This window comes from Kitasatospora sp. NPDC097643 (assembly GCF_040302625.1).
In the GTDB taxonomy this organism is placed as follows: domain Bacteria; phylum Actinomycetota; class Actinomycetes; order Streptomycetales; family Streptomycetaceae; genus Kitasatospora.
This window is the reverse complement of sequence record NZ_JBEOSA010000060.1, coordinates 33,017-58,080: the sequence shown is the minus strand read 5'-3', so window position 1 is coordinate 58,080 and position 25,064 is coordinate 33,017. Positions and strand designations below refer to the sequence as shown.

The window sequence follows — 25,064 nt, the reverse complement described above, 5'->3', positions numbered from 1 at the left end:
GTGGGACACCGCCCTGATGGTCCGGGCCCTGCGCGCCGAGTGCCACCATGAGGCCGTCATCGAGGGCTTTCGGGGACACGTGCGCACCAACGACCCGACGCTGCTGAGGGGTTGGCCGCTGGAGCGGCCGTTCACGGACGACCCCGACGAGGTCCTCGCCACCGTCGTGGCACCCGACGCCAGGATCTTCGGTCAGGCCCCGGCCATCAAGTTGCAGGCGCCCGAGGCCGCCGCCGGGAAGCGTCTCCCGGGGCTGAGCGGCGGGCCGGTCCTGCACTGGAGCCACCGCGGCGCGGGCATCGGGACGGAAGCCGCGGTGGGCGTCGTCCGCTGGAACCCGCCCCGGCCGGACGGCAGCGCGCTCGGCGGCGCGCTCTACGCCACCCCCGTCCACGCGGTGACCGAACGCTGGCCGCAGCTGCGCCCGCTCGTGCCGCCGGAGCGCAGCCTGCCCGCCACCTCGAAGATCGACCAGTTCCTCACCGACCAGCTCGGCACTGCCGACGGCCACCTCCCCTTCGGCGGGCGCGCCGGTGAGCTGGACCGGCTCGACTCCTGGCTGCACGCGCCCGACGGGCCGGCCTGCCTGCTCGTCACCGCGCCGTCCGGGGCGGGCAAGTCGACCCTGCTGGCCCGCTGGTGGCACCGGCTGAACCGGACCCCGCCGGACGGGACGTCCTCGGTCTTCGTCCCGGTCAGCGCCCGCTACGACCTCGCCGGAGCCGACAGCGTCCTGGAGGCCGTCGTGACCCGACTGGCCGCCCTGCACGACCACGACCCGTTCGCAGCCGTGCAGGGCGGCATCGACAACCTGCGGGAACGGCTCGCGGACTACCTCGCCCTGCCCGCCCCGCGCCAGGGCCGGCTCGTCCTCGTCCTCGACGGCCTCGACGAATGCCTCGGCTGGGACGTGTCACCCACCCTGCTGCGCCCCGCCACCTTCGGCCGCGGCGTCCGGGTGGCCGTCGCGGCCCGGCAGACCGAACAGCGCCCGGACGCCGCAGCCTGGCGCGACGCCCTCGGCTGGCCTGCCGCCGACTGCCTGCACCTGCCCCTGTCCCCGCTGACCCGGAACGGTGTCACCGACGCCCTGGACAGCCTCCGGCCGCCCCTGGACGCGGCCACCCGCGACCGGGCCGGACCGATCCTCTATCGGGTCACCGCGGGCGACGCCCTGGTCCTGGGGCTGTACCTACAGGAACTCCAGAACGCCGACGACCGGTCCGGCTGGCTCACCGGCCTCGCCGACCTGCCGGCCCCGCACGGCCTCGACGGCTACATGAAACGCTGGTGGCAGACCCAGGAGTCGCTCTGGCAGGGGCCGCTCGGCGCCCGGGCTCCCGACGTCGCGCGGGTCTTCAACCTGCTGGCCTGCGCTCTGGGGCCGCTGCGCCGACGTGACCTCCTGGGGCTCGCCAGACGGTTCGGCCTGAGCAGCGGGGACGCCCTCGACGCGGCCCTGCGGGACCTCGGGCGGTGGATCATCACCGACACCGTCCCGTCCCGGGCCGACGCCGAGACCTTCGCCAACCCGACCTACGCGCTGTCCCATCCACGTCTGGCCGAGTACCGCCGCCACCAGCTGGCCCGCGACGACGAGCTGAGCCGCTACGACGAGGCGTACCTCGACTGGGGCCGCGACACCCTCGCCTCCGTCCGGCAGGACCGCGAGAACGCCCGCCATGCGGACCCGTACCCGGTCCGGTTCTACGGCGCCCACCTAGAACGGGCCCACACCCCCACCGCTCAGCTGGTCGACCTGGTCGACCCGGGCTGGAGCGCGGCCTGGGAGCTCGCCACCGAGGAGTTCCAGGGGCACCTGGTCGACGTACGACGGGCTTTCCGGGCGACCGAGACGGAGAACGACACGCGTGCCGACGCCGGCCGCCCGGCCCTCCTGCTGCCGGAACAGATCGCCTGCCGGGCTGCCATGTTGGACGCATCGGTGAGTGCCGCACTGATCTCCCCCCGGCTGGTGGCCCAGCTGCGCCGCCACGGCTTGTGGTCCGACCGGCAGGCACTCGCGTACGTGCAGAGCCTCGCCTCGCCCTACGAGCGGAGCCATGCACTCCGCACGGTCGCGCCCCAGCTCGGCGCGCCCGCGACGGACCACGTGGCCGCGCTGGCGGCGGCGCTGACGGGCGAGACCAAGCCGGAAGAGGCGATCGACGCTGCGGTCGGCTTCGTCCTGCACCTGGCCGCGACCGGGCAGACGGACCGGGCGGCCGCCACCGCCATGGCCCTCCCGCCCGGTTGGCGTGCCGTCGCCGCGACGGAGCTGGCCACCGTCCTGACCGACAGGAACCAGACCGAGATGATGCGCACGGTACTCACCGACGCGGCCGGTGCACCCGAGTGGCAGGCACCGGGGTTCGTCCGGGCCCTGGCGGAACGGATCGACCGCGAGACGGCCGCCGCCGCTCTCGAACAGGACCCCGCTCGGACGGCCCTCACGTACCTCGGGGCCCGACCCGTGCCCGTGACGACCCCGAACGACGTCCTCCTCCAGCGACCACTGCTGGAGCTGGTGGCACCCTGGATCGCGGACGCCGACTGGCCACCGATCAGCCGGACCGCAACGGCCGTGCTCGGAGCACACGCCGCGGTGAAGACCCTGCAGGAGCAGAGCAGACAGGCCCGACGGGAGACGGAACACAGCATCGACCAACAGGACGAGGACGCCGCACGGTTCCACTACGACCGGGCACTCGCTCTGGTCAGCAGCCGGAAGGACTGGCAGGTCCTGGCGGAGCCGGCGCTCGCCCTCTGGACCGGGCTCATGCCCTACGAGCCGGACCTGTCCGAGCAGACCGCCTCCTCGATCACGTCCATGGGTGTCCACAACCTCGCCCCGACGGCGCTCACCCGGCTCCTGTCCCGTCTCGACGGGCCGGCCCACGAGACCATCCTGACGGAGCTCTGCCGGTGCCTGACCGACGATCCGCAGCGGGCCAACCGACGGGAGCTCCTGGGGGTCGCCGCCGCGGCCGCGCGGACGGACTTCGTCATGCGCTTCGCCGCGCAACACCACGGCCTGCCAGGCCTGTTGGAGGACGTGGGCGCCGCAGCAGCCCAGTATCTGGACACCGAACGGCTCAGGGAGCTGCTGGCGCGGACCCGCGCCGCGGACGGTGAGCCGCAGGCCTCCCTCGCCGCGGAACGGCCCCTGCTCGCCGCGCTCGCCACCCACGGCCCCGACCAGGCGGCGGAGGCCCTCGACCTGGCCCGGGTCGGCTCCACCGCGAACACCACGACCGCGGTCCTGGCGACGGCCCTGCGAACTCCGCCCGCACCCGCCACCGACATCACCGCCACGCCGGCACCGGAGGCGCTGCACTGCGCCGCGCTGATGGTCGCGCCGGCCTCGGCGATCACCGCGGAGCAGACCTCGGACGTGCTGTGGACCTTCCAGCACCGCTACTTCGCGGTCGAGACGCTCCGAGCGTTGCTCCCCCGCATCCCCGGGAGCGAGCTCACGACGGCCGAGCTCGAGGAGGCCGTCTCCCGGGCGATCGGCCTGCCGGGCGACCATCCCGAACTCGACGACGTCCTGCTCGACCACCTGACCAGGATCGCCGCACGGGACGGCGGCAAGGGCGTACGCGCCGCCGCCCGGCGCCTCTCCACGCTACCGCCCGCCCTGCCCGACGCGCTGGCCGCCGTGGCCGCCGCACGGGCCGAATGCACCGTCCAGTACGTCCCGGGCGCGTGGGCGAAGGCTCGGGTGCGCACCAACCTCGGAAACGCCGTCCAACTCGAAGCGGCCCGCCACGAGGACCCCGGAAAGGTCCTGGAGACCGAACACGTCCCGCACGACGTGTTGGAGATCGATTCCCGGCTGGGCCGGCTCTTCCTGCTCGCCGTCCCGGAGGACATCCGGCGCATCCACCTCGACCTGCTGCTGCCGTCCGGGCTCCTCGACGGCGAATCCGCCTTCCGCAAGGGCGACTTGTGGGCGGTCGCGGTGTCCCGGCTGCTGGCCGCCTTCAGCCTGGAGGACCTGGACCGGCTGCTCCGCTTCGGTCGGCACACACCGTGGGAACGCTGGCAGCACGCCGAACCCGTCTCCCCCGCCGGGCGGGGACACCTCCTGGCGGCCGCAGCCGTCCGGTACGCCGAGCTCGGCAGGGGCGAGACCGCCCTCGAACTGCTGCCCTGGATCCCCAACACCGCGGACCACTCCCGCGCGCTCGCCGGTCTGGCCGTCGCCCTGCCCGCGGCGGCCCTCGCCCACTGGGCGGAGCTCGTCACCGCCGAACTCGGCGCCGCCGGTCCCACGGCGGCGGGCCTGCGCGCGGTGGTCTGGGCCCGCGCCGCCGGCCGCTGGACGGAACTCGACCCGGCCGACCGCTGGAAGATCGTCCGGTCCTGGCTGCACCATGGTCAGCATGCCGACCGCGACGACCTGTCCGCCGACCTGCTGGGCCTCGCTCCGCTGCTGCTCAGCGTCGGCGGCGCGGCGTCGGGCCCGCGGATCGTCGAGCGGTTGGCCCACTCCTGACGGCACCGTCGCCGCACCACCCGGGGTCTTGTACGGGCCCTGCCCCGTGGAGACGTCGTGGCCGGGGGCGGCCGGCGCGGGTCACTGCGGGAACGGGGCGGTCATCGCGAGCAGGAGCCTCACGACCGGGGGTGCGGTCCTGGGGTTGTAGGCCAGGCCCAGGGTGACGGTCGGGATCGGGGCCGAGAGGCGTCGCAGGCGGATGCCGGGGATCCGGAACACCCGGGCCCGGCCCTCGGGGATGGGGGCGATGCCGTAGCCGGACGCCACGGCGAGCAGGAGCTGTTCGTCGTCGGGTTCCTCCCGGACGATGTGCGGCACCCGGTCGGGCCAGAGTTGACCGGTGATCAGCGCGTGCATGCCGGGGCCGTTCTCGCGCGGCCACAGGACGACCGGTTCGTCCCTGATGCGGCGCCGACTGATCCGGGCCCGGACGTGGGCGAGCGGGTGGTCGGCCGGGACGGCCAGCAGCAGCTCCTCCTCGGCGATCACCTGGCAGGCGAGCTCCGGGATGTTGAGCGGGGGCCGGACGAAGGCCGCGTCCAGCCGCCCGGCGAGGAGCTCGGCAACGTTGTGGGCGGTCCACCCGGTCTGCAACGCGACGTCCACCAAGGGGTTGCGCTCGCGGAAGGCGGTCACCAGGTCGTCGCAGACACCGCCCCGGGCGGAGCGGGTGTAGGCCAGCCTGAGCTGTCCCTGTCGCCCCTTGATCACGGCCGCGATCCGGTCGGTGGCCGACGCCGCCTGCTGCAACACCAGCCGGACCTCCTCGGCCACCACCTCGCCGATCGGGGTGAGCGCGCACTTCTTGTGGCTGCTGCGCTCGATCAGCCGGGCGCCGAGCTGCTGCTCCAGCGCCTTGATCTGCTGGCTGAACGCGGGCTGCGAGATCCCGCACTGCCGGGCGGCCCTGGTGAAGTTCAACTCCTCGGCGAGCACGGCGAAGTAGTGCATCCGGCGCAGGTCCATCAGCCGATCATAAGCGCAGCCTATCGCCACGAACAGATTCCGACTTTGACGAATTGCCAGCCCGGCCGTTTCCCTGGACTCATCCCGCCACCACCCGCCGGGGGCCACCAAGCCGCCCATGGGGAACAGGAGTTCAGCGTGCGCATCGCCGTCATCGGAGCCGGGGTCATCGGACTGACCACCGCCCTGAGGCTCCAGGAGAAGGGGTTCGAGGTCACCGTGGTGACCGCCGACGACCCCGGGTCGACGACCTCGTCCGTGGCCGCGGCCGTCTGGTACCCGGTCGGCATGGAGGACAGCAGCCGGGTGGCGAACTGGTCCGCGCTCACCTTCGCCGAGTTCACCCGCCAGGCCTCGGACCAGGTACCCGGCGTCACCATGAGACGCACCCGGATGCTGGCCCAGCGGCCGGACGCCGACCCCGCCGTACCGTGGTGGGGCGCCGTCGTCCCGGACCTGCGCCGACTGGAGCCGTCCGAACTCGGGCCCGCCTACTCGAGCGGCTGGCAGTTCACCGCCCCGACCGTCGACATGCCCGTCTACCTGCCGTGGCTGCTCGGCCGCTTCCTGGACGCCGGCGGCAACCTCGTCCGCCAGCGCCTCAACTCCCTCCACCAGGTACACGCCTGGAAGCCCGACGCGGTGGTCAACGCCAGCGGGCTCGGCGCCCACCGGCTCTGCGGCGACCACGCGATGCAGCCGATACGCGGACAGCTCGTCCTGGTCCGCAACCCCGGGCTGCGCGACTCCCTCCGGGTCCAGGACGACCCCGCCGGGTACACCTACGTCCACCCGCGCGACACCGACGTCGTCCTCGGCGGCACCTTCGACCAGGGCAGCTGGGACACCACCGCCGACCCGGCGACCGCCCGCGCCATCCTCGCCCGCTGCACCGCGCACGTCCCCGAACTGCGGGGAGCCGAGATCATCGGCCACCCCGTCGGCCTTCGCCCCGCCCGCCAGGGCGGCGTCCGCCTCCAGGTCGACACCTACAGCCTGCCCGGCACTCGGGTGGTGCACAACTACGGCCACGGCGGCGCCGGAGTCACCCTCGGCTGGGGCTGCGCCGACACCGCCGCCGCGCTCGTCACCCCGGCGGCCTGACGGCCACCGGCCTTGTGCCCGCGTCGGTGTCGGCGCCGGCGTGGGCCGGGCCGGGTCACCACCAGGGCGGACGGGTCCACCATCTGGCCTGCTGCTCCCGGGCTCTGCCGAGCTCGCGCAGTGCCGCGTTCTCGCCCTCCTGGTCCCCGAGTTCGCGATAGAGGCGGAGGGCGGCGTCGCACAGGATGACGGCCCACTTCACCCGGCGTTCCGCCAGCAGCGCCGACCCCAGGGCGAGTATCGCCCCGGCCTCGCTGCGGCGGTCGCCGGTCTCGCGAAAGATCTCGGCGGCCCGTTGCAGGCCGTTGCGGGCGTCCTTGCGCTTGCCCATCGCCTCCAGGGTGTACGCCATGTCGAGCACCCCCTCCCCGGTGCCCTGGAGGTCATCGAGCTGGTCGCAGATGAGCAGGCTCTGGAGGTGGGCGTTGAGGGCTTCCGGGAGCCTCCCCAGCGCTCTCAGGCTGCCCGCCAGGTTGTGCCACGCGGCGACCTCGCCCGGGCGGTGACGGAGCGATCGGAGAATCGCGATGGCTCGCGTGTGGGCATCGACGGCATCCTCGTAGCGCTTCGCCCCGTGCAGCGCGAGCCCGAGGTTCGTCAGCCCGGTGCCCTCGTCATCGAGGTGACCGGTCTCGCGGAAGAGGTCGATGGCCCGGGTGAGCGTCTCGATGGCCTCGTCACAGCTCCCGGCCTCCTGCTGGGCGATGCCGAGGTTTCCGCACGCCCGGCCTTCGAGGTAGCGCTCGCCCAGCTCGTGGAAGATCCGGACGGACCGGGTGTGGGCGTCGACGGCCTCCTCGCGTCGCCCCGCCGCCGCCAGGGCGAGCCCGAGGTTGCCCCACACCCGGCCCTCGTTCTCGCGGTCGCCGCGTTCACGGCAGCTGGCCAGGGCGATCCGGTTGACGGCGATCCACTCGTCGACCCGGAAGTGGCTTTCCAGGTAGTCGGTCAGGGAGAGCGCGATCCCCACCGCGACTTCGGGGTGGCCGAGGCCGGGACCGGCGGTGGCGGCGACGATCAGGTTGGCGTGCTCGGCGTCCAGCCACGCGGCCGCCTCCTCGCGGCCGCTGAAGATCAGCGGGGGGCCGAAGCCGTACGGGGAGGTCACGTAACTGTTGGCCGCGCCGGCGAACAGGTCGTAGTACTCGAACAACCGGGTCTGACGCTCCTCGCGCCGGTCGGCGTCCGCGTGGAGCCGGCCGTGCTCCTCGGCGTACAGCCGGACCAGGTCGTGGATCCGCCAGCGGCCCCAGACCCGACCGGGCTCCACCAGGTGTGCCTCGGCGAGGTGTTGCAGGAGTTCCTCGGTCCTGGTGCGGTCCGCACCGGTGAGGTAGGAAACGGCCTCGGTGGACACGTCGGGGCCGAGGTTGAGGGGCAGCAGTCGGAACACCCGGGCCGGTTCGTCGTCCAGCAGCCGGTACGACAGGTCGAAGGCGGCCCGCACGGCCCGGTCCGGGCGCTGGAGTCGGTCCAGGCGGGTGTGTTCGGCCCGGAGGGAGTCGGCCAGTTCGGCGACGGGCTTGGCGGGCGCGGCCACCAGGTGGGCGGCGGCGATGCGCAGGGCGAGCGGAAGGCCCGCGCACAGTTGGGCGACCGCGGCGGCCGCCTGCGGCTCCTCGGCGATCCGGGCGTCGGCCTGACGGGCGTGGCGCAGCGTTCGGTCGAGCAGGGCGACGGCTGCGGGTGCGTCGAGGGCGCCGAGGTCGTGCAGGCGGGCGTCCAGGCCGTCGAGGAGGTGGCGGGAGGTCACCAGGGCCGCGGTGCCGCCGTCGGTGGGCAGCAGGGCGCGCGCCTGCTCGGCGGTGGCGGCGTTGTCGATGATCACCAGGATCCGTCGGCCCTGCGCGGCGTAGGCGGCGAGCGCGCTCCGGTACACGCGTTGCAGGGTCTCCAGGTCCTCCGGGTAGGGGCCGGGGATCCCGAGGGAGTGCAGCAGGCCGCCCAGGGCCTGCTCGGGCGACCGGCGGCGTTCGTGGTCGTAGCCCGCCAGGTCGGTGAACAGCACCCCGCCGGGGAACCAGTCCGGCTGTTTCAGGGCCCGGGCGGCGGTGTGCACGACCAGTTCGGTCTTGCCGATGCCGGCCAGGCCGCACACCGCGCTGACCCGGGTCGGGGGTGTCGCGCTCTCGCCGTCGCTCGGGCCGTCGCTCGGGCTGCCGGCGGGGGCCAGGTCCTGCATCAGTCGCTCGATCTGGGCGTCGCGGCCGACGAAGGCCGGCGAGGGCGCGGGCAGGCCGGCCAGGGCCGGGGCGACCGTGGGCGGCAGCTGGACGGTGATGTTGCGGCCCTGGATCACGGTTGAGAAGAAGACCCCGCCGGTGATCTTGTTGAAGACCTGGCCTGCGTCCCGGTCGGCGCGTTGACTTCCGCCCGTCACGTCTCCCCCAAGTCTCGCTCTGATCATCAGAGTTGATGATGCATCAATGACCTTACTGCGCCGCTCCCGCGAGAATCCCGTCCTCACCCGAAGCCTCCCGGCAACGCCCCGATCGAAACGGGTGTGACAGCCGGGCCCCGCGTCCGGTAGGACGGCGCGGTGAAGTTGCGAACCAAGATCCACCGTGTCCGGCTGGGGCGGGACGAGTACCGGGTCGTCACCGCTGCGCCGCAGGCCGGCCGGGCCGTGCTGTACGACGGCGACTGGTCGATGCAGATGTACCTCGACCGGCAGGGCGCCCAGGACCTCGCCGCCGCCTGGGCGCTGGCCGCCCGGTCCCGGCGGTCGCTGGTCCACCTGCCGCTGCGCGCCGCCGACGGCCCGGCCGGCCTGCCCTGGGACATCGGCCCGGACGGCCGGCTGGACCTCCTGCTGGTCCACCACAGCCTCGGCCTGCCGCCGTCCCGCTGGAAGGAGATCCGCGCCCGGCTGGGCACCGGCACCCCGCACACCGCGGACGTCCCGGCCACCGACTTCCCGCCCGAGGAGGCCATCGACCACGACCGCCGCAACTTCACCGGCTGGCTGGACGAACTCCGCTTCGCGGGCGCGGCCCACACCCTGGTCGTCACCGGCAGCGCCACCGCCTTCCGCTGGACGGGATCCTGGCTGCACTCCCTCAGCCGCGAGGCGCCCGCCTTCCAGCACCACCACGGGAGGTCCCCGGGCAGCCACTACTGCATCACGCTCCGCCACAACGGCAACCAGTTCTCCTCGGCGGCCAAAGGCATCCCGTCCATGCTCCACATCACCTACGCCCACCAGTGGAAGGTCGACTGATCCGCCGTGGAAAATCCTTCGACAGCGCGCGAAGCGGCTGGCAGGCTGGGGCACATGACCTACGGAATCGAGTCCCACACCGCCCGGTGAGCGCCCAGGACGAGCGTGACGCGCTCGGACTCCCGCCCGCCCTGTACGAGCACGCGCTGCGGCTGCTCGGCGAGTCCCCCGACGGGGTGCCGCCCGGCAACGGCTACCGGCTCCCACCGAGCTCCGCGCCGCACTCGCCGCCGCACTCGCCGCAGGCGAGCGGTGATCCGCTCCCCCACCGCGAGGTGAGGAGCGCGATCGAGGCCGCCCTCGACCCGCTGCCGGTCGACGCCGCCGACCTGCACCGCCGGTTCGTCCGGCTCGGCCTCCAGGACCGCCACCGACACCTGGTCCGCGCCGTCGTCGCCGACCTGCCGCTGGCGACCGGGCGGTGGGACGCGGCGCGTGCCCTGGCCCGGCAGCTGATCCGGACCGGCACGAGCTCGTTCACCGTCACCGCGGGCCTCGCCCTGCTCGCCCGCCTCGGCGAGGCCGAGGACATCCCGGACCTCTCCGTTCTCGGCCTGTTCCGGGAGTTGAACGGCCCGGCGGTGCAGGCCCTCGATGCCCTGGACCGCCGGGCCGCCGCCGTCCTCTGGCTCGCCGTCAACACCTACCACGCCGAACTGCGGCCGCTCGTCCGCGCCCTGTGGGCCGACGACCGGAAGTCCGTCCACACCGAGTTGCTCGCCCTCACCGCCCCGCCCCACCTGGTCAGCGGCGCCACCGCCCGGCGGATCGCGGAGGCCTCCCGGTTGCCCGCGCTGCTCGACCGGCACCCCGCCGTCGCCGGCCTGCTCGCCCAAGCCGGCCGGCTGCTCGTCCGAATGGGCAGCTCACGCGACGACCCGGCCAACCTCCTCGACTGCCAGGACGTGCAGGGCCTGTACGAGCGGGTCGTCGGCCGCACCGGCCTGCTGCCACCGGGCCTCGACCACGCAGCCACCCTGCTCTCCCTCGCCCAGGACCTCAGCAGCGGCACCGGCGTGCTGCTGGACTGGCCGCCCGGGCAGCGCACCGCCCTGCTGGACGCCCTCGGCCGGCTGCTGGCCACACCCCGGTGGACGGCGGCGGTGGACCGCGCCGCACGCCACCCGGAGCAACGGCCGCGCGCCAACTGGCTCCGCCGCTCCGGACGGCAGCCGTTCCGGCACCGTGCGGACCCGCCCGGCCGGCTGCGCATCGAGGTGGTCACCGGCGACCCGGCGGAGCGAGCCCTCGTCGAAGCCCGCATCCTGGTCGACGGCCGCCCGATCGTCCCCGCCCTCTTCGGCCGTGGCGCCGCCGACGACCCCGAGTACCTGTTCGGCGACGACCGGCTACGGGCCGAACCGGAGCCCCGCGAGGTGCGACTCGCCGAAGCCGGCTGCACCGAGGGGTGCTGCGGCGCGCTGTACGTCACCATCCGGAGGGACGGGGACCAGGTGGTGTGGGAGAACTGGCGCCGACCGTGGTCCACCTCCGACTCCCGCGAACCCGACCCCGCGCTGCCCGCGCACCACTTCGACGCCGCCGCCTACGACGCGGAGCTCGCCCGTGCCGAGGCCGACCACTCGTGGTCCTGGCCCGCCCGCACCGTGGCCCGCCTGATCCGGGCCGGCCTGGACGAGCAGCCCGAACTGCTCGGCCGATGGGGTGCCGGCCCCGGCTGGGTCACCACCGACATCAACAACCCCGACACCGCCGTGGTCACCTTCTGGTACTCCCCCGGGCCGGCCTCCGATCGCCCCGAACGGCCCGAACGCCCCGCCGGCCGCCTCCAGTTCCGCTGGATCATCCCCGACGACGGCACCCCGCCCGAGACCCAGGCCGCCGCCGCCCTCCACCGACTCACCGAGGAGGACCCCAAGACCTACAGCCAGGTCTGCGGCGGCCCCCGCCAACTCGCCCAGAACCTCGGCTACCCCTGGCCCACCCGGACCTGACCCCACCAGAGCAGCGCCGCGCCCCTCGCCCTCACCGCAGATTCACGGAAGGGCGCGGGGCCGGCAGGAGGCCCTCGGCCGCTGACGGTACCTGGGAGAAAGTCTTCACCGCCCTGCTCGCCCAGGCCGATGCCGAAGGCGATCTCGACTGGGTCGTGGTGGTTGGCTCCACCATCGTCCGCGCCCACCAGCCCGCCGCCGAGGCCCGTCGAATGGGGCCCCGGCCGGCGAGCCGGACGACCATGCTCCCGGACGCTCCCGCGGCGGACTGACCACCAAGGTCCGTCTCGCCGCCGACCGGTGCCGTCCGCTCGCCTACGTCATCACGCCCGGCCAGGCCGGTGACGCACCCGCATTCCCCAGCTCATGTCCCGCCTGCGGATGCCCCGGCCGATCGGCCGGCCCAGGACCACCTCGGAGATCGTCCTGGCCGACAAGAGGAGCTAACACAAGGCTCGGACGCGTCGGTAGGTGATCACGCAGCAGGCCGGTTTGAGGAAGGCCTCGTGGATGTCGCCGCGGATGTCCCATCGGATCCGCAGGCGGCGGAAGCCATGGATCCAGGCGTTGGTCCGCTCGACGACCCACCGCACGGCTCCGAGGCCGGAGCCGTGCGGCACACCTCGGCGAGCGATCACCGGCTTGATGCCCCGCCTCCACAGCAGGCGACGCTACTTGTCGAAGTCATAGCCACGGTCGTCGAACAGCTGACGAGGCCGGTGGCGCGGACGGCCGGTCCTGCCACGGATGTGAGGAATGGCGTCCAGGAGCGGCAGGAGCTGGTGACGTCGTGGCGGTTGCCACCAGTCAAGGTGATCGCCAGTCGCGTGCCCTGGCCGTCGGTGATCACGTGATGCTTCGAGCCCGGTCGGGCGCGGTCGACCGGACTCGGTCCCGTTTGGGGCCGCCACGACGGGCCTGTCGGTGCGAGCCGTCGATCACCGCCCGCGACCAGTCCAGCTCGCCGACACGGTGCAGCTCGGTCAGTAGCACCTGGTGCGGCCGGTCCCACACCCCCACCGCATGCCCGTCACGTAGCCGGCGCCAGCAGGTCATGCCCGAGCGAAACCGAGCTCCTGCGGCAGCCACGCCCACTGGATCCCCGTGTCCAGCACGAACAGGATCCCCTGCAAGCAGCCCTGGTCGTCCAGCGGCGGACGGCCGACCTTGCGAAGCCGCTGCTGCCGCACCGGCAGCAGCGGCTCGATCCGGCCCCACAGGTCGTCCGACACCAACCACGGCGGTCTCTTCCCACGCCCTACTCAACGAGACCGCAGACGCACAGACATGGGCACCGTACCGTTCTGTTAGTACCTCCTACTGATCATTTCAAAATGATCGCGAGAGCCGCCACAGGCAGATGATCGAGCGGGCGAGCTCGAGCAGTCCCTGGTGAAGGTCCGCCCGGCACTCGTAGCGGATGCGTGGGCGCTTGAGCTGGTGCAACCAGGCGAACGCACACTCCACGACCCAGCGCATTTTGCCAAGTCCGGAGCCGTGAGCGATGCCGCGTCGGGCGATCATCGGCTTGGTGCCAAGCTTCCACAGTTGGCGGCGGTACTTGTCGAAGTCGTATCCCGGTCGGCGTACAGTCGCCGGGGTCTGCGGCGGGGCCGTCCCCACCGGCCGCGGATCGGTGGGACCGCGTCCAGCAGCGTTAGAAGCCGCGTGATGTCGTGTCGGTTGCCGCCGGTGAGCGTGACGGCCAGCGTGGTGCCGTGGCGGTCGACGATCAGGTAGTGCTTGGAGCCGGGCGCGGTCGACGGGCAATGGGCCGACGTGATCCCCCCTTGAGGGCCCGGACATGCGAGCCGTCCACGGCACAGTCATCCAAGTCCAGCAAGTCGGCTCGGCGCAGTTGGTTCAATAGTGCGGCGCGCAGACGAGGCCAGACGCCAGCCTCGGTCCAGTCCCGCTGGCTGCGCCAGGCCGTCACCCCGGAGCAACCCACCACCTCGCTCGGAACGTCGCGCCAGGCAACGCCCTTGCGCAGGACGTAGACGATGCTGGCCAGCGCAACCCGGTCAGGCACCGGGAGCCGCCCGGGGTGGCGGTGCCGTCGGGCGGGCCGTGCCGGTAACAGTGGGGCTATCCGATCCCACAGCTCGTCGGGGACAAGGTTCGCGGGGACGACGCTGAAGCTTGACAGAGTACCCAGTTGAGCAGTCTGGACTGGATCGACATACTCCCTGAATGACCAACACTGGGCCCGAAGCCGTTCAGCAGGGACGGGACGAGCCCTGGTATCGCGTCCGAACAGATCGGTTCGAGGCGTCGTTCCTGCCTAGCGTGGGCGAACCTCTGGACGCCGTCTGCAACGTCGACGTCGAAGTCCGGCTGACAGCGGACGGCTCACGCTGGAGCGCGACTGTGTTCACGCTTGCCGAGGTCGAACGCATCATGGAGAGGTGGTCCCGAACTGGCGAGGCACTGGGCGGCCGCTACTTCTGGTGCACCGATGGCCTCATCGTCCGGGATCCTGGCATCGACAACATGACTCAGGTGCTGGCCGGACTCCTCGACGACGGCGAATTCACACAAGTTCTCCAGCGGCTCGACGACGAATGACCGTCCAACTACTCGTCCCGTACGATCCGCGCCCACCTTCGCCGACGCGGGATCCGGGCAGTGATCCCACAGCCGGCTGACCAGGCTGCCCACCGTATTCGGTGCGGCCGGCGCGGTGGCCGTCCACCGCCTTCAACCGCGACGCCTATAAGGCGTCGTTTCCTTTGGCTTCAGGTGGGGCCGCTCCGGATGGTGGGATGTCGCTCTGACAGTCTGATCGCATGGACGATTTTGCTGGTACCCAGGCACCGGTCCGGCGTATGACCGACCCCGTAGAGATGGTCGGGGAGCTTGAACACGTGGTACCGGGTCTGGCCGCCTTGCGCCTTCCGAAGCCCAGCAGCATCAGCTGGCAGGTCGTGGAAGCCGGTCTGGGCGTGCCCTTGCCGGCCGATTTCAGGCTCCTGTGCGAGCTCTACCCGCCTTTCGTGCTCGGCGACTTCCTTGGCGTCGGTGGTCCGGATCCTGGTGGTGAGCACGCGTGGGTGCAGGGGACACGCGAGACGTTGGAGACCATCGAGGAGTGGTGCGAGGAAGCCGACCTGGCTGTGCCGCTCCACACCTATCCCACCCCGGGCGGTTTGCTCCCATGGGCTGGATCGAATCAGGGGGACTTCTTCCTGTGGACCACCAGCCCGGCAGGGCCCCAGGACTGGACGGTCACCGTCGCCTCTCGGAGCTCCGCGTGGTGGCACTACACCGGTGGCGCCGTTCAGTTCCTGGCCGACCTGGTCAGCGGCGCACTGGAACCGTGGGCCCTGCCCAAGATCCGACCCAGCGTTATGGCCTGGTGAACGCCAATCAGACCAGCAGGCGGCGGAAGCAGATGAACATCGCTGCGATGCCGGCGAAGGCGAGGAAGTGCTCGGCCTTGCGCTCGTAGCGGCGGTGCAGGCGGCGGCATCCGGAGAGCCAGGACATGGTGCGTTCGACGACCCAGCGGTGGCGGCCCAGTCGGTGGGAAGACTCGACGCCGCGGCGGGCGATGCGCGGGACGATGCCGCGTCCACGCAGCCATTGCCGCAGGTGGTCGTAGTCGTAGCCCTTGTCGCCGGCGTCGGCGCGGTCCGCGCCGAGAACGGATGGGCGGGATGCCGCGCACAAGCGGTTCGAGGGCTTGGCTGTCGTGGAGGTTGGCTCCGGAGATGGCGAGCGAGATCGGCAGGCCGTTGCGGTCGCAGATCAGGTGGATCTTCGATCCGTTCTTGCCGCGGTCGGTCGGATTCGGTCCGGTCAGAGTCCCCCTTTGAGGGCGCGGATGCTCACCGAGTCGATGGCGCATCGCGACCCGTCCAGCGTTCCCTGGGCGCCGAGCTCGTCCAGGACGACCTGGTAGAGCCGAGCCCAGACGCGGTTCCGGCTCCACTGCGCCAAGCGCCGGTAGACCGTCTGCCAGCAGGCCCCGAAGATCGGCGGGAGCTGGCGCCAGGTGCAGCCCGAGGTCGCCACGAACACGATCGCAGCGAGCACTTCCCGGTCCCCGGCTCGCCGTCGGCCCCCGCCCTGCGGCCGGTGCACGACCGTCGGCGGCACCACCCTCCGAAACACATCCCACAGCTCGTCCGGGACCAGTGCGCTCAACAAGACTCTCCACGACCGGCCAAACGACTCCGAAGCACCAAAAGAAACGACGTCTACCTCGCCGGACGCCACCTCGCTGCCATCTTCATCTGGTCAGCCAGGTGACTCCAGCCGGGCTGCCTAGACCCATCCCTCGTCGAGGTGAACCGTCCAGACATCGCCCACTGCCCTGCGCAGTTCAACCAGGGCCGCAACGTCTGCGATGGCTGCCGGAGCGTCGGACAGCCGCAATGGGGAGTCCGGGACGCTGTTGCGGGTGTAGACCGGCAGCTCGCCGTCGCAGCTGAAGGCGTGAAGCGATGGGGGAGCATCGTCGAACCAACCGGGGCAGTTCTCCTCGACCCACGCAGCCGCGGCGTCGACACGATCCGCACGCGCCAATAGATGCTCAGGAGCAGGCCCACAGCTGAACTGCACGAGGAAGCCCTGAGCGTCCACTGCCCACCAATCCCACATGACTCCAGGTCGGGGGTGCCGCAGGATCATCGTCATGCCGTCACCGTATCCGGGCGGGGCAAGACTGCTGAAGAAGGCCGCAAGGCCCTCGGAGGGGCGGGCGGCCGGTATCCCGGTCGTCTGGGCGACCCCGAATCCCAGCAGCAGGACGTTCCCGGTGGCCAGGGCGGCGAAGGCGTGCCCCAGGCCGAGGAAGGTGACCGTGTCCGCGCATCGGCGGTGACGGTCAGGGCGGGCATCACCAGGCCGATTCGGGCCTGGCCACGGGTCGGTTCGTCGGGCACGCCGTCAGTGTGCCGACACCGCCGACGTCGTCAACGCGGGGTCTCGGTGGCTGCGATGATTTCCCGATGATCTCCCCCGTGCTCCCGGGACCGTGGCTGCGAGGCGTCGCCGCCAACCCCGCTGCCCCCTCCGAGGTACTGCTGCGGCTGCTGACCCCGCAGGGGCGCGCCGGATGGAGGGTGCTCTGTGAGGAACGCGGGCTTCCCCCGGAGGTCGTGGCAGCGGTGGTCGCGCACCCCGAACCGGCCGTTCGCCGCGCCTTCGCCCGGAACCGGCACGTGGCACCGGCGCAACGCGGTCGGCTGGTCCACGACCCGGACGCACGGGTTCGCGCCGCCCTCGCCTCGGGCCCACGCCCCCGGTCGGCCCGGGCCGAGCCGCTGCCCGACGGCGTCCTGGAGACCCTGCTGACCGCCCGGACCGCCGACTACGACGGGGAGCAGCTGCTCACCGCGGGCGAGATCAGACAGGAACTGCACTTCTCCGGGCAGATCCCACGGTCGTTCTGGCGCCGGTTGCCCGATCACCCGAACCCCGAACTCCGGGCCGAGGCCCGCGGCCTGTGGCTCTGGCTCACTCCCGCGCAGCGCGACGCCCTCCTCACCGACCCGGACCCCGCGGTGCGCGAGGCCGCGCGCGCCGAGAACCGGGTGCTGGACGCGGCGGCGATGGAGGCGGACCTGCCGGAGCAGGACTGCCACCACCGGGGTGTCCTGCTCATCAACTACGCCGTCTCCCATGCCGTTGCCGAACGATGCCTCGCCGAGCAGCGCGACCTGCGGTCGCTCGCCCGCAACGTCCACACCCCGGCCGACATCATCACCCGGCTCGCCCGTGACCCCGATCCCGACGTCCGCGCGCGAGTGGCCGCCCGGGCCGACCTCGATCCGGCGCTGCTGGCCGAGCTGGCCCGGGACCCCGACGGTGCCGTGCGCACCCGGGCCCGGCTCCAGCCGCTGCCGCGGACCTGGGCGCAGCGCGACGCCATCGACCGCGTGATCGGCTGCACGACCGAGTGCGTCGGCCCCGTCGACGAGATGATCGTCGAGCCGGAGAACGGCTGGTACGAGGCGTGCGCCCGGTCCGAACACCCGGTGCTGCGCCGGGTCGCCGCGACCTGCGCCCGGCTGCCGGAGGAGCTGGTGCACCGTCTGGCCGCCGACCCCGACTCCGACGTACGCCACCTCCTGGCCTGCAACCACCCGCTCGCGCCGCCCGCGATCGTCCTCGACGCCTTCCTCGCCCGGCCGCGCAACCGCCGCTACCTGCGCACCCTGCCCCGGCTACCCCGCACCGGCCTGCACCACCTCCTCGACCACGAGGACCCCGAGGTCCGCGCCCTGGCCGCCGCCGACACCGCCCTGGCGCAGCCACCCGTCCACCTGCTCAGCGACCCCGAACCGCCCGTCCGTCGGGCCGCCGCCGCCAATCCGCTGCTTCCCCTCCATCTGCTCTCCTCCCTCCTGACCGGCTCCCTCGTGACCGACTCGTTCCTGGCCGACTCGCTCCTGGCCGACCCGGACGTCGCCGAGGGTGCCGCAGCCAACCCGGCCCTCCCCGCCGAACGCCTCCACGAACTCCTCGACCTCATCGGCCTTCCCCGCGTGGCCGCCTGAGTGGTTTCGGTGTCCGGCCGGTCGGCCGGCCGGACACCGTGACCACTCAGGTCAGACCGACACGGCCACCGCCGGACCGAGGTGCCGGGCGAGGAACCGGACCGCGCTCTCGGCCTCGAACCTCGGCAGCTCCTTGTGCCGGCCCGCGTTGGCGTGCAGTGTCTTCTCCGTCGAGGCGAAGGCGTCGAACAACGCGAGCCCCGCCTCGCGCGGTATGTGCTCGTCGTCCCACTGGAGGTCGAACTCGATCGGGATGGTGATCTGCTTCGCCTTCTCGGCCAGGACGTCGGGCCAGTGCTGCCCGAACACCGCGGCCGTGATCCTGGGTTCGACCGCCACCAGCGGCACCCCGATCGCGGTGCCCATGTTGATGCCGAGGTAGCCGACCGGCCCGCCGGCGCCGATCTCCGGAAGCTCCTGCAAGGCGTCCAGAGTCGCCCGCCACTCGGGCACGGCGAGCTCCGCCAGGTGGGCGTTGTAGCGGACGACGATCGGGCCTTCCGGCTCGCCCGCCGCCCGCGCCGCGAACAGCGCGGCGATCTCCTGCTCGTCGTGCGCCGTACGCGGTCGGTCTCCATGCCCGGGCGCGTCGATGCAGGCGACGTGGAAACCGCAGCTGGTCACCAGCAGGCGGGCGCGGCCGGCCATCGCGGGATGCTTCTTGTGGTTGCCGCCGCCATGGCCCAGCAGGACCAGGGGCGCGCGCTCGGCGCCGGAAGCCGGCGACCAGAGAACTCCGGGGACATCGCCCACGGTGAAATCGCGCTCGATCACGCCGTTTGACGAAGACTCAGCGGTGAAATTGAGAGAGTGCACAGGTGTTGCCTTTCGAGAGTGCCTGGTTGTCAAGGCGCTCCCGGCGACACCTACGTCAATCGCCAGACCGTGACGGCAGGGGGAGCACCCACGTGGATATGGAATTCACGGGTCTCACCTCCTCCAACGGTGTCGCGGTCAGCTGCAAGCTAGCACCCCGCCCGTGATCTGCCCACCCATTTTTCGCCCCGCCCCGCAATCACCTCCGGTATCCCCCATCCCCCATCTCCCATCCCCCATCTCCCGGACTGGGCCCGGCAAATGCAGGTGCGTGGGAGGCGGGACGGTGGGGAGGATGTGCGGATGAGTTCATTCACTGCCGCTCGTGACGCGTTGGAGGGCCTGGCCCTCGGGGACGGATTCGGGGAGCGGTGGTTTCCGCTGTTCAGGCCGGCACGGACGGCCTTCGAGGAGATCAGGGCGCGGCGGGTGCCGGAGGAGTCGCCCTGGCACTGGACCGACGACACCGCGATGGCCCTGTCGGTGTACGGGATCCTCACGGCGTTCGACGCGGTGCACCAGGAGCGGTTGGCGCACGCCTTCGGCGCGACGTACCGGGCCGACGCGTACCGCGGCTACGGGCACGGCATGCACCAGCTGCTGCCCAAGCTCGCTGCGGCGCCCGCGAATTGGCGGATGCTGGCGCTGGACCTGTTCAACGGGCAGGGGAGCCTGGGCAACGGTGCGGCGATGCGGGTGGCGCCGCTGGGGGCCTGGTTCTGCGCGGACCTGGACGAGGGCGCGGAGCAGGCGGCGCTCTCGGCCGAGGTCACGCACGCGCATCCGGAGGGAGTGGCCGGGGCGGTGGCGGTCGCCGTGGCCGCCGCGCTCGCCGCCCGCGGCCGGGGCGACTCACCAACCGCCGGTCCCACGCACGCCGGCCCCACGCACGCCCACGCACCCGCCGGAGCCGAGTTCCTGGCGGAAGTGGCCGAGCGTACGCCGCAGGGCGCGGTCCGGGACGGGCTGCGCAGGGCGGCGGCGCTGTCCGCCGGGACGGAGCCGTGGCGGGCGGCCGACCTGCTGGGCAACGGCCAGCGGATCACGGCGGGCGACACCGTGCCGTTCGCCCTGTGGTCCGCCGCCCACCACCTGGACAGCCTGACCGATGCGCTGTGGACCACCGCGGAGGGGCTCGGCGACGTGGACACCACGTGCGCGATCACCGGCGGCGTGGTCGCGGCCCGCACCGGCCTGGCGGAAGTACCACCGGAGTGGCTGGCCCGGCGCGAACCGCTCCCCGCGTGGGTGGCCGAGGCCACGGCCGAGATCGGCGCCGCGGAGCCGTCCCGGTAACGTCCGCCGGGTGACGGGTGACGAGGAACGAGGCCGGCTCCGGCCGGCGGGCGTGGACCCGCCGGCCGGAGCCGTGCGCGCATCTGACGGATACTCAGGAGGCCTGGCGGGCCCGGGCGTTGTCGATCTTCACCTGGAGGGCGGTGAGCACGTCACGGAGGATGCCGATGGTGACCTCGTCGACCAGCTCGCCCGCGTCGTCGAAGCGCTCGTGGGAGCGGAAGGCGACCAGCTCGGGCTTGACGACCACGTCGGTCTCGGTCCAGACGAACACCTGGCGCAGGGCCAGCTGGGCTCGGACCGAGCCGAAGTTGGTCGGGGCGGCTCCCAGGATCGCGGCGGGCTTGTGGCGCAGCGGCAGGCCCTCGGTCTTCGTCCAGTCGGTGCTGATCCAGTCGATCGCGTTCTTCAGCACGCCGGGGATCGAGTAGTTGAACTCCGGGGTGGCGATCAGCAGGCCGTCCGCCTCGGCGACCTTGCGGCGCAGCTCGTTGACGACGGCCGGGCGCAGCTCGGGGGTGTCGAGGTCCAGGTCGTACGGCGGGATGTCGCGCAGACCGTCGTAGATCTCGATCTCCATGCCGCCCGGGTTGTGCTTCTGCGCGGCGCGCAGCAGCGCGGTGTTGTGCGAAGTGGCGCGCAGGGAACCGGAGATGGCGAAGATCTTGGACGTGCTCATGGTGAGTGCTCCGTGGCAGGTAAGTGAGCGTGCGTGAGTGCACGAGTGCGTGCGTGGACGCATCGCTCAGTGCGTGAGTGCGTTGCTGCGATGGTGCGGTGGTGCGTGAGTGCGTGGATGCGCAGGTACGTAGGCGCGCAGGTGCGTGGGTACGTAGGCACGCAGGTGCGCAGGTACGTAGGCGCGCGATCCTTGCGAGGGAGCCGGCGGCCGCACGGCGTCCCGAACCGGGCGGCCGCGCAACATCGGTGGGCTCGACGCCGGCGATGACATCGATGACCTGGACGTTGCGGGGCGTCCCGACCCGGGCGGCCGTGCAGCCGCAGGTAGGAGGGGCGGTCGGGCCGACCGCCTGGGGTGCGCGAGCGGTCAGGCCGACCGGAAGGTGATCAGCCGGACCGCCGGGGCCGAGACCACCTGGACGGTCCCGGTGCCGGGCAGGCGCAGCTTGGCGAAGCCGCCCTGGAGGGCCACCAGCGCCTGGGGAACGGAGGAGACCGAAGCCCCGCCCGCGTCCACCACCGTGTAGCCGGCGTTCAGTTCGACCGCCGCCTCGCTCCAGTCCTCGCTCATGCCTTCACCTCGGGGAAGTCGAGCTCCGGACGGGCCAGGTGGTTGTAGTAGTTGGAGAGCGTGTTGAGCGCGACGTGCGCCACGACCTCACCGGCCTCCGCGTCGGTCACGCCGGCGGCGGCGAGCAGTTCGCGGGTCTCGTCGCCGATCCGCCCCCGGGTGCGGATGAGCTCGCGGGCCAGCGTCAGCAGGGCCTGGGTGTGCGGGTCGGCGTCCGAGGCGTCACGGGTGGCGAGCAGTTCCTCGTCGCTCAGCCCGATCTTGCCGCCGCGGAAGGAGTGGGCGCTGACACAGTAGGTGCAGTCGTTCTCCTGGGCGACCAGGAGGGCGAGCTGCTCCCTGATCCGGGCCCGCAGCACGCCGTGGGCCAGCTGGTCGCGGAACGCCAGGTAGCCCTCCAGGGCGGCCGGCGCCTCGGCCATCGAGGCGTAGAGGTTCGGCACCCGACCCAGCTGTTTCTGCACGCGATCGAGCAATTCGCCCTTGTCCACGGATGCTTGCATGACGCCCCCCGGCATGTGTGTCAGCTTCGCGAAAACGGTACCGATCGGTACCGACATGCAGGACGGTACCGACTGGTGCCGTTTGGCGTCAAGGGTGGTTAGGATCGAGTACATGGCAGTCAACGCACGGGCGCGCCTGCTGAGCACGGCCGAGTCCCTCTTCTACGCGAACGGCATCCGCGCGGTCGGCGTGGAGCGCATCCTCTCCGAGTCCGGTGTCGGCCGGGCCTCCTTCTACCGGCACTTCACCGGCAAGGAGGCCCTGGTCGTCGCGGTCCTGGAGGGGCGGGACGAACGCTGGCGCAGCTGGCTCTCGGAACGGGTCGCGGCCCACGGCGGGCACCCGCTCAACATCTTCGACGCGCTCTTCGAACGGTTCTCGGCGCAGGACTACCGCGGCTGCGTCGCGATCAACACGATGACCGAGATCGCGGACCCGGCGAGCCCGGCGCGGCGGATGGCGGCCCTGCACAAGACCCGCGTCATCACCCTCGTCGAACAGCTCATGCGGGACGCGGACGTCCCCCAACCAGGCGTCCGCGCACGACAGTTCGCCCTCCTGATGGACGGCGCCATCGTCACCGCGCTGCGCGAGGGCACCCCGGACGCCGCCGTACGGGCCCGCAGCATCGCCGAGGCCCTGCTGGCCTCCTGACCCGACCCGAGGGCGGACGGCCTGACCCGGCCTCAGCGGCGGGCGGCCCGACCCGCCCCGGGACGGGCGGCGGCCCTCAGGACACCACGGGGCTGCGGCGCTCGACGAGGGTGACGTCGCGCCAGACGCCGTTGAGCCGGCCGATGCGTTCACGGGTGCCGATGACCCGGAATCCGGCACGGGCGTGGAGGGCGAGGCTCGCGGTGTTCTCGGGGAAGATGCCGGATTGGACGGTCCAGATCCCGGCGGCCTCGGTGGAGGCGATCAGCGCGTCCAGAAGGGCCGCACCCACTCCCCGGCCCCGCGCGTCGGGGTGGACGTAGACGGAGTGCTCGACCACACCCGCGTACGCGCAGCGGCTGGACGGGGCGACGACGGCGGCCCAGCCGAGGACCCGGGCGTCGTCCGCTCCGGCGAGCGCGACCAGACGGTGGCCGGGGAGCTTGGCCGCGTCGAAGGCGGCCCAGTCGGGGGCGACGGTCTCGAAGGTGGCGTTGCCCCCGTCGATGCCCAGCCGGTAGATCTCCAGGACCTGCTCGGCGTGCGCGGGCAGCATCGCCGCGACGGTCCCCCGGCCGGGCTCACGCCGCAGCCTCGACGCCCAGCTCGGCCAGCAGGCCGCGGATGCGCCGCTCGATCTCGTCGCGGATCGGGCGGACGGCCTCGACGCCCTGCCCGGCCGGGTCGGTCAGCTGCCAGTCCAGGTACCGCGTGCCGGGAAAGTAGGGGCAGGCGTCGCCGCACCCCATGGTGATCACCACGTCGGAGCTCCGCACGGCCTCGGCGGTCAGTACCTTCGGCACCTCGGCCGAGATGTCGATCCCGGCCTCCTTCATCGCCTCGACCACGGCCGGGTTGACGGTCTCGGCGGGGGCGGAACCGGCCGAACGAACCTGGACCCGGTCGCCGCCGAGATGGGTGAGGAAGGCCGCCGCCATCTGGGAGCGGCCGGCGTTGTGCACGCACACGAACAGCACGGACGGGACGGACGGGACGGACGGCACGGCAGGGTTGCTCACGGGTGCTCCCTCCGGACGGGGGACAACAGGAACGAGGGACAACAGGAATCAGTGGCCGACGACAGCGGGGCGGTCGTGGTGGTGCTCACCGTGCGGGACGGTGACGTCCTCACCAGCCGGCCCCGGGCGGCCGAACAGCGCGGCGACCAGGACGACGCCCACCGCGAGGCCGACGAGCTGCGCGGCGACGAACGGCAGCACCGAGCCGGGGGCGATGCCGGCGAAGGTGTCGGTGAAGGTCCGGCCGATGGTCACGGCGGGGTTGGCGAAGCTGGTGGAGGAGGTGAACCAGTACGCCGCGCCGATGTAGGCGGCGACCGCGACCGGCGCGAGGTGCGCCCGGCCGACCCGGGCCAGGCCGAAGACCAGCAGGACCAGCCCGGCGGTGGCCACCACCTCGCCCAGCCACAGGTGCGGTGCCGAGCGGTCGTGGCCGGACCAGTGCACCAGCGGCTCGGCGAACATCGCGTCCGCCAGCACCGCGCCGCCGATCGCCCCGGCGACCTGCGCGGGCACGTACGCCGCGACCTCGCGCAGGCCCGGCCCCTCGCTCCCGGGGCGGCCGGTCCACCAGGCGGCGAGCGTGACGACCGGGTTGAAGTGGGCGCCGGAGACCGGGCCGAGCAGGGCGATCAGCACGCCGAGGCCGAGGACGGTGGCCAGCGAGTTGGCGAGCAACTGCACGCCGACGTCCTGGGAGAGCTTCACGGCCTGGATGCCGGAGCCGACGACCACGGCGACCAGCGCACCGGTCCCGACGAACTCGACGGCGGCGCGGCGACCCAGCGGAGCGATCCCGGTCATCCGGCACCTCCCGCGGTGGCCGGCGCCTCCAGCAGCGCGGCGAGCCGGGCGAGCGCGGCGGGCAGGACCCAGTAGTACACCCAGGTGCCGCGCCGCTCGGAGCCGACCAGCCCGGCCTCGCGGAGCACCTTGAGGTGGTGGGAGATGGTCGGCTGCGAGACGTCGAACGGGCCGGTCAGATCACAGACGCACGCCTCACCGCCCTCGTGCGAGGCGATCAGCGACAGCAGCCGCAGCCGGACCGGGTCCGACAGCGCCTTGAACATCCGCGCCAGGTCGACGGCGGCTTCCTGACCCAGCGGTTCCCGGACCATCGGCGAGCAGCACTCCACCGCCGTCCCGTCCTGGCCGAGCACCGGCAGTTCCAAATTCGACATGCGTCTATGTTGACAGCCATCTATACGAGCGGCAAGGTCGACTGTATCGACATCCATCGATACAGCAAGCGCATCAGGAAGGAACCG

20 protein-coding genes and 5 pseudogenes are annotated in these 25,064 nt (G+C 72.4%); 11 read left to right on the top strand and 14 right to left on the bottom strand.

Features of this window, described 5'->3' with window-relative positions; genetic code table 11:
• The first annotated feature begins 16 nt into the window (after window positions 1-16).
• Window positions 17-4,501 carry an AAA family ATPase gene (locus tag ABTY15_RS30420; RefSeq protein WP_350602292.1) on the top strand — a complete coding sequence of 1,495 codons (4,485 nt, stop codon included), beginning with the start codon at window positions 17-19 and terminating at the stop codon, window positions 4,499-4,501.
• A gap of 81 nt (window positions 4,502-4,582) precedes the next feature.
• Here ABTY15_RS30420 and ABTY15_RS30415 read toward each other — a convergent pair whose 3' ends face one another.
• Window positions 4,583-5,470: a LysR family transcriptional regulator gene (locus ABTY15_RS30415; protein ID WP_350602290.1), complete on the bottom strand. Its 888-nt coding sequence runs from the start codon at window positions 5,468-5,470 to the stop codon at window positions 4,583-4,585.
• A 138-nt stretch (window positions 5,471-5,608) separates the two neighbouring features.
• Here ABTY15_RS30415 and ABTY15_RS30410 point away from each other — a divergent pair, with 138 nt between their 5' ends.
• Complete coding sequence (locus ABTY15_RS30410; protein WP_350602288.1) at window positions 5,609-6,574, top strand: FAD-dependent oxidoreductase; 966 nt, start codon at window positions 5,609-5,611, stop codon at window positions 6,572-6,574.
• A gap of 55 nt (window positions 6,575-6,629) precedes the next feature.
• Here ABTY15_RS30410 and ABTY15_RS30405 read toward each other — a convergent pair whose 3' ends face one another.
• The gene (locus tag ABTY15_RS30405) at window positions 6,630-8,954 is read right to left on the bottom strand and encodes a tetratricopeptide repeat protein (protein ID WP_350602287.1); all 2,325 of its coding nucleotides are present in this window, start codon (window positions 8,952-8,954) and stop codon (window positions 6,630-6,632) included.
• 159 nt (window positions 8,955-9,113) lie between these two features.
• Between ABTY15_RS30405 and ABTY15_RS30400 the strand changes: the two genes are divergently transcribed.
• From ABTY15_RS30400 to ABTY15_RS39885, 3 genes and pseudogenes are all read left to right on the top strand, one after another.
• Window positions 9,114-9,794, top strand: a complete 681-nt coding sequence (locus ABTY15_RS30400) for a hypothetical protein (protein WP_350602286.1) — start codon at window positions 9,114-9,116, stop codon at window positions 9,792-9,794.
• A gap of 86 nt (window positions 9,795-9,880) precedes the next feature.
• On the top strand, window positions 9,881-11,749 hold the full coding sequence (locus tag ABTY15_RS30395; protein ID WP_350602283.1) for an amino acid adenylation domain-containing protein: 1,869 nt from the start codon (window positions 9,881-9,883) through the stop codon (window positions 11,747-11,749).
• Window positions 11,750-11,999: 250 nt separating this feature from the next.
• Window positions 12,000-12,187, top strand: a pseudogene (locus ABTY15_RS39885) (IS5/IS1182 family transposase); the annotation flags it as partial.
• A gap of 5 nt (window positions 12,188-12,192) precedes the next feature.
• Here ABTY15_RS39885 and ABTY15_RS30385 read toward each other — a convergent pair.
• Together ABTY15_RS30385 and ABTY15_RS30380 are read right to left on the bottom strand one after the other, a co-directional pair.
• A pseudogene (locus ABTY15_RS30385) lies at window positions 12,193-12,984 on the bottom strand (IS5 family transposase).
• A 94-nt stretch (window positions 12,985-13,078) separates the two neighbouring features.
• A pseudogene (locus ABTY15_RS30380) lies at window positions 13,079-13,898 on the bottom strand (IS5 family transposase).
• A 44-nt stretch (window positions 13,899-13,942) separates the two neighbouring features.
• On the opposite strand from ABTY15_RS30380, the gene ABTY15_RS30375 reads away from it, so the two are divergent.
• From ABTY15_RS30375 to ABTY15_RS30365, 3 genes and pseudogenes are all read left to right on the top strand, one after another.
• A complete protein-coding gene (locus tag ABTY15_RS30375) occupies window positions 13,943-14,317 on the top strand; it encodes a hypothetical protein (protein ID WP_350602282.1) in 375 nt (124 codons plus the stop codon).
• 9 nt (window positions 14,318-14,326) lie between these two features.
• Window positions 14,327-14,443: pseudogene (locus ABTY15_RS30370) on the top strand (IS5/IS1182 family transposase); the annotation flags it as partial.
• Window positions 14,444-14,538: 95 nt separating this feature from the next.
• Entirely contained in the window at window positions 14,539-15,111 is a 573-nt protein-coding gene (locus ABTY15_RS30365; protein WP_350602281.1) for an SMI1/KNR4 family protein, read from the top strand.
• Window positions 15,112-15,118: 7 nt separating this feature from the next.
• Here ABTY15_RS30365 and ABTY15_RS30360 read toward each other — a convergent pair.
• Both ABTY15_RS30360 and ABTY15_RS30355 read right to left on the bottom strand, forming a co-directional pair.
• Window positions 15,119-15,901: pseudogene (locus ABTY15_RS30360) on the bottom strand (IS5 family transposase).
• Window positions 15,902-16,018: 117 nt separating this feature from the next.
• Window positions 16,019-16,390, bottom strand: coding sequence for a hypothetical protein (locus ABTY15_RS30355; RefSeq protein WP_350602280.1), 372 nt, complete (start codon window positions 16,388-16,390; stop codon window positions 16,019-16,021).
• 314 nt (window positions 16,391-16,704) lie between these two features.
• Between ABTY15_RS30355 and ABTY15_RS30350 the strand changes: the two genes are divergently transcribed.
• A complete protein-coding gene (locus ABTY15_RS30350; protein ID WP_350602279.1) occupies window positions 16,705-18,255 on the top strand; it encodes a hypothetical protein in 1,551 nt (516 codons plus the stop codon).
• 51 nt (window positions 18,256-18,306) lie between these two features.
• On the opposite strand, the gene ABTY15_RS30345 is transcribed toward ABTY15_RS30350, so the two are convergent.
• Window positions 18,307-19,071 (bottom strand): alpha/beta hydrolase family protein, encoded by a 765-nt coding sequence (locus ABTY15_RS30345; protein ID WP_350602277.1) that lies wholly within the window; start codon window positions 19,069-19,071, stop codon window positions 18,307-18,309.
• Between the two features lie 303 nt (window positions 19,072-19,374).
• On the opposite strand from ABTY15_RS30345, the gene ABTY15_RS30340 reads away from it, so the two are divergent.
• Window positions 19,375-20,367 (top strand): ADP-ribosylglycohydrolase family protein, encoded by a 993-nt coding sequence (locus ABTY15_RS30340; protein WP_350602275.1) that lies wholly within the window; start codon window positions 19,375-19,377, stop codon window positions 20,365-20,367.
• Between the two features lie 94 nt (window positions 20,368-20,461).
• Here ABTY15_RS30340 and ABTY15_RS30335 read toward each other — a convergent pair whose 3' ends face one another.
• The 3 genes from ABTY15_RS30335 to ABTY15_RS30325 form a co-directional block, all read right to left on the bottom strand.
• Window positions 20,462-21,046 (bottom strand): NADPH-dependent FMN reductase, encoded by a 585-nt coding sequence (locus tag ABTY15_RS30335; protein ID WP_350602274.1) that lies wholly within the window; start codon window positions 21,044-21,046, stop codon window positions 20,462-20,464.
• A 369-nt stretch (window positions 21,047-21,415) separates the two neighbouring features.
• Window positions 21,416-21,619, bottom strand: coding sequence for a hypothetical protein (locus ABTY15_RS30330; protein ID WP_350602273.1), 204 nt, complete (start codon window positions 21,617-21,619; stop codon window positions 21,416-21,418).
• Window positions 21,616-22,122: a carboxymuconolactone decarboxylase family protein gene (locus ABTY15_RS30325; protein WP_350602270.1), complete on the bottom strand. Its 507-nt coding sequence runs from the start codon at window positions 22,120-22,122 to the stop codon at window positions 21,616-21,618. The genes ABTY15_RS30330 and ABTY15_RS30325 overlap by 4 nt, the downstream gene beginning before the upstream one ends.
• A 112-nt stretch (window positions 22,123-22,234) precedes the next feature.
• On the opposite strand from ABTY15_RS30325, the gene ABTY15_RS30320 reads away from it, so the two are divergent.
• Complete coding sequence (locus ABTY15_RS30320) at window positions 22,235-22,777, top strand: TetR/AcrR family transcriptional regulator (protein ID WP_350602269.1); 543 nt, start codon at window positions 22,235-22,237, stop codon at window positions 22,775-22,777.
• A gap of 76 nt (window positions 22,778-22,853) precedes the next feature.
• Here the strand turns inward: ABTY15_RS30320 and ABTY15_RS30315 are convergent, their stop codons facing one another.
• The 4 genes from ABTY15_RS30315 to ABTY15_RS30300 form a co-directional block, all read right to left on the bottom strand.
• Complete coding sequence (locus ABTY15_RS30315) at window positions 22,854-23,333, bottom strand: GNAT family N-acetyltransferase (RefSeq protein WP_350602268.1); 480 nt, start codon at window positions 23,331-23,333, stop codon at window positions 22,854-22,856.
• Between the two features lie 25 nt (window positions 23,334-23,358).
• Window positions 23,359-23,715: an arsenate reductase ArsC gene (locus ABTY15_RS30310; RefSeq protein ID WP_350602295.1), complete on the bottom strand. Its 357-nt coding sequence runs from the start codon at window positions 23,713-23,715 to the stop codon at window positions 23,359-23,361.
• A 129-nt stretch (window positions 23,716-23,844) separates the two neighbouring features.
• Window positions 23,845-24,600: an aquaporin gene (locus tag ABTY15_RS30305; protein ID WP_350602267.1), complete on the bottom strand. Its 756-nt coding sequence runs from the start codon at window positions 24,598-24,600 to the stop codon at window positions 23,845-23,847.
• A complete protein-coding gene (locus ABTY15_RS30300; protein ID WP_350602265.1) occupies window positions 24,597-24,977 on the bottom strand; it encodes an ArsR/SmtB family transcription factor in 381 nt (126 codons plus the stop codon). Before ABTY15_RS30300 ends, ABTY15_RS30305 begins: the two co-directional genes overlap by 4 nt.
• Window positions 24,978-25,064: the final 87 nt, after the last annotated feature.

Bases quoted from the DNA above. Each gene is read 5' to 3' on its own strand.
- ABTY15_RS30420 (WP_350602292.1), top strand. From the start codon at position 17: ATGGTCCGGGCCCTGCGCGCCGAGTGCCACCATGAGGCCGTCATCGAG.
- ABTY15_RS30415 (WP_350602290.1), bottom strand. From the start codon at position 5,470: ATGGACCTGCGCCGGATGCACTACTTCGCCGTGCTCGCCGAGGAGTTG.
- ABTY15_RS30375 (WP_350602282.1), top strand. From the start codon at position 13,943: ATGACCAACACTGGGCCCGAAGCCGTTCAGCAGGGACGGGACGAGCCC.
- ABTY15_RS30365 (WP_350602281.1), top strand. From the start codon at position 14,539: ATGGACGATTTTGCTGGTACCCAGGCACCGGTCCGGCGTATGACCGAC.
- ABTY15_RS30355 (WP_350602280.1), bottom strand. From the start codon at position 16,390: ATGACGATGATCCTGCGGCACCCCCGACCTGGAGTCATGTGGGATTGG.
- ABTY15_RS30350 (WP_350602279.1), top strand. From the start codon at position 16,705: ATGATCTCCCCCGTGCTCCCGGGACCGTGGCTGCGAGGCGTCGCCGCC.
- ABTY15_RS30340 (WP_350602275.1), top strand. From the start codon at position 19,375: ATGAGTTCATTCACTGCCGCTCGTGACGCGTTGGAGGGCCTGGCCCTC.
- ABTY15_RS30335 (WP_350602274.1), bottom strand. From the start codon at position 21,046: ATGAGCACGTCCAAGATCTTCGCCATCTCCGGTTCCCTGCGCGCCACT.
- ABTY15_RS30330 (WP_350602273.1), bottom strand. From the start codon at position 21,619: ATGAGCGAGGACTGGAGCGAGGCGGCGGTCGAACTGAACGCCGGCTAC.
- ABTY15_RS30325 (WP_350602270.1), bottom strand. From the start codon at position 22,122: ATGCAAGCATCCGTGGACAAGGGCGAATTGCTCGATCGCGTGCAGAAA.
- ABTY15_RS30320 (WP_350602269.1), top strand. From the start codon at position 22,235: ATGGCAGTCAACGCACGGGCGCGCCTGCTGAGCACGGCCGAGTCCCTC.
- ABTY15_RS30315 (WP_350602268.1), bottom strand. From the start codon at position 23,333: ATGCTGCCCGCGCACGCCGAGCAGGTCCTGGAGATCTACCGGCTGGGC.
- ABTY15_RS30310 (WP_350602295.1), bottom strand. From the start codon at position 23,715: ATGGCGGCGGCCTTCCTCACCCATCTCGGCGGCGACCGGGTCCAGGTT.
- ABTY15_RS30305 (WP_350602267.1), bottom strand. From the start codon at position 24,600: ATGACCGGGATCGCTCCGCTGGGTCGCCGCGCCGCCGTCGAGTTCGTC.
- ABTY15_RS30300 (WP_350602265.1), bottom strand. From the start codon at position 24,977: ATGTCGAATTTGGAACTGCCGGTGCTCGGCCAGGACGGGACGGCGGTG.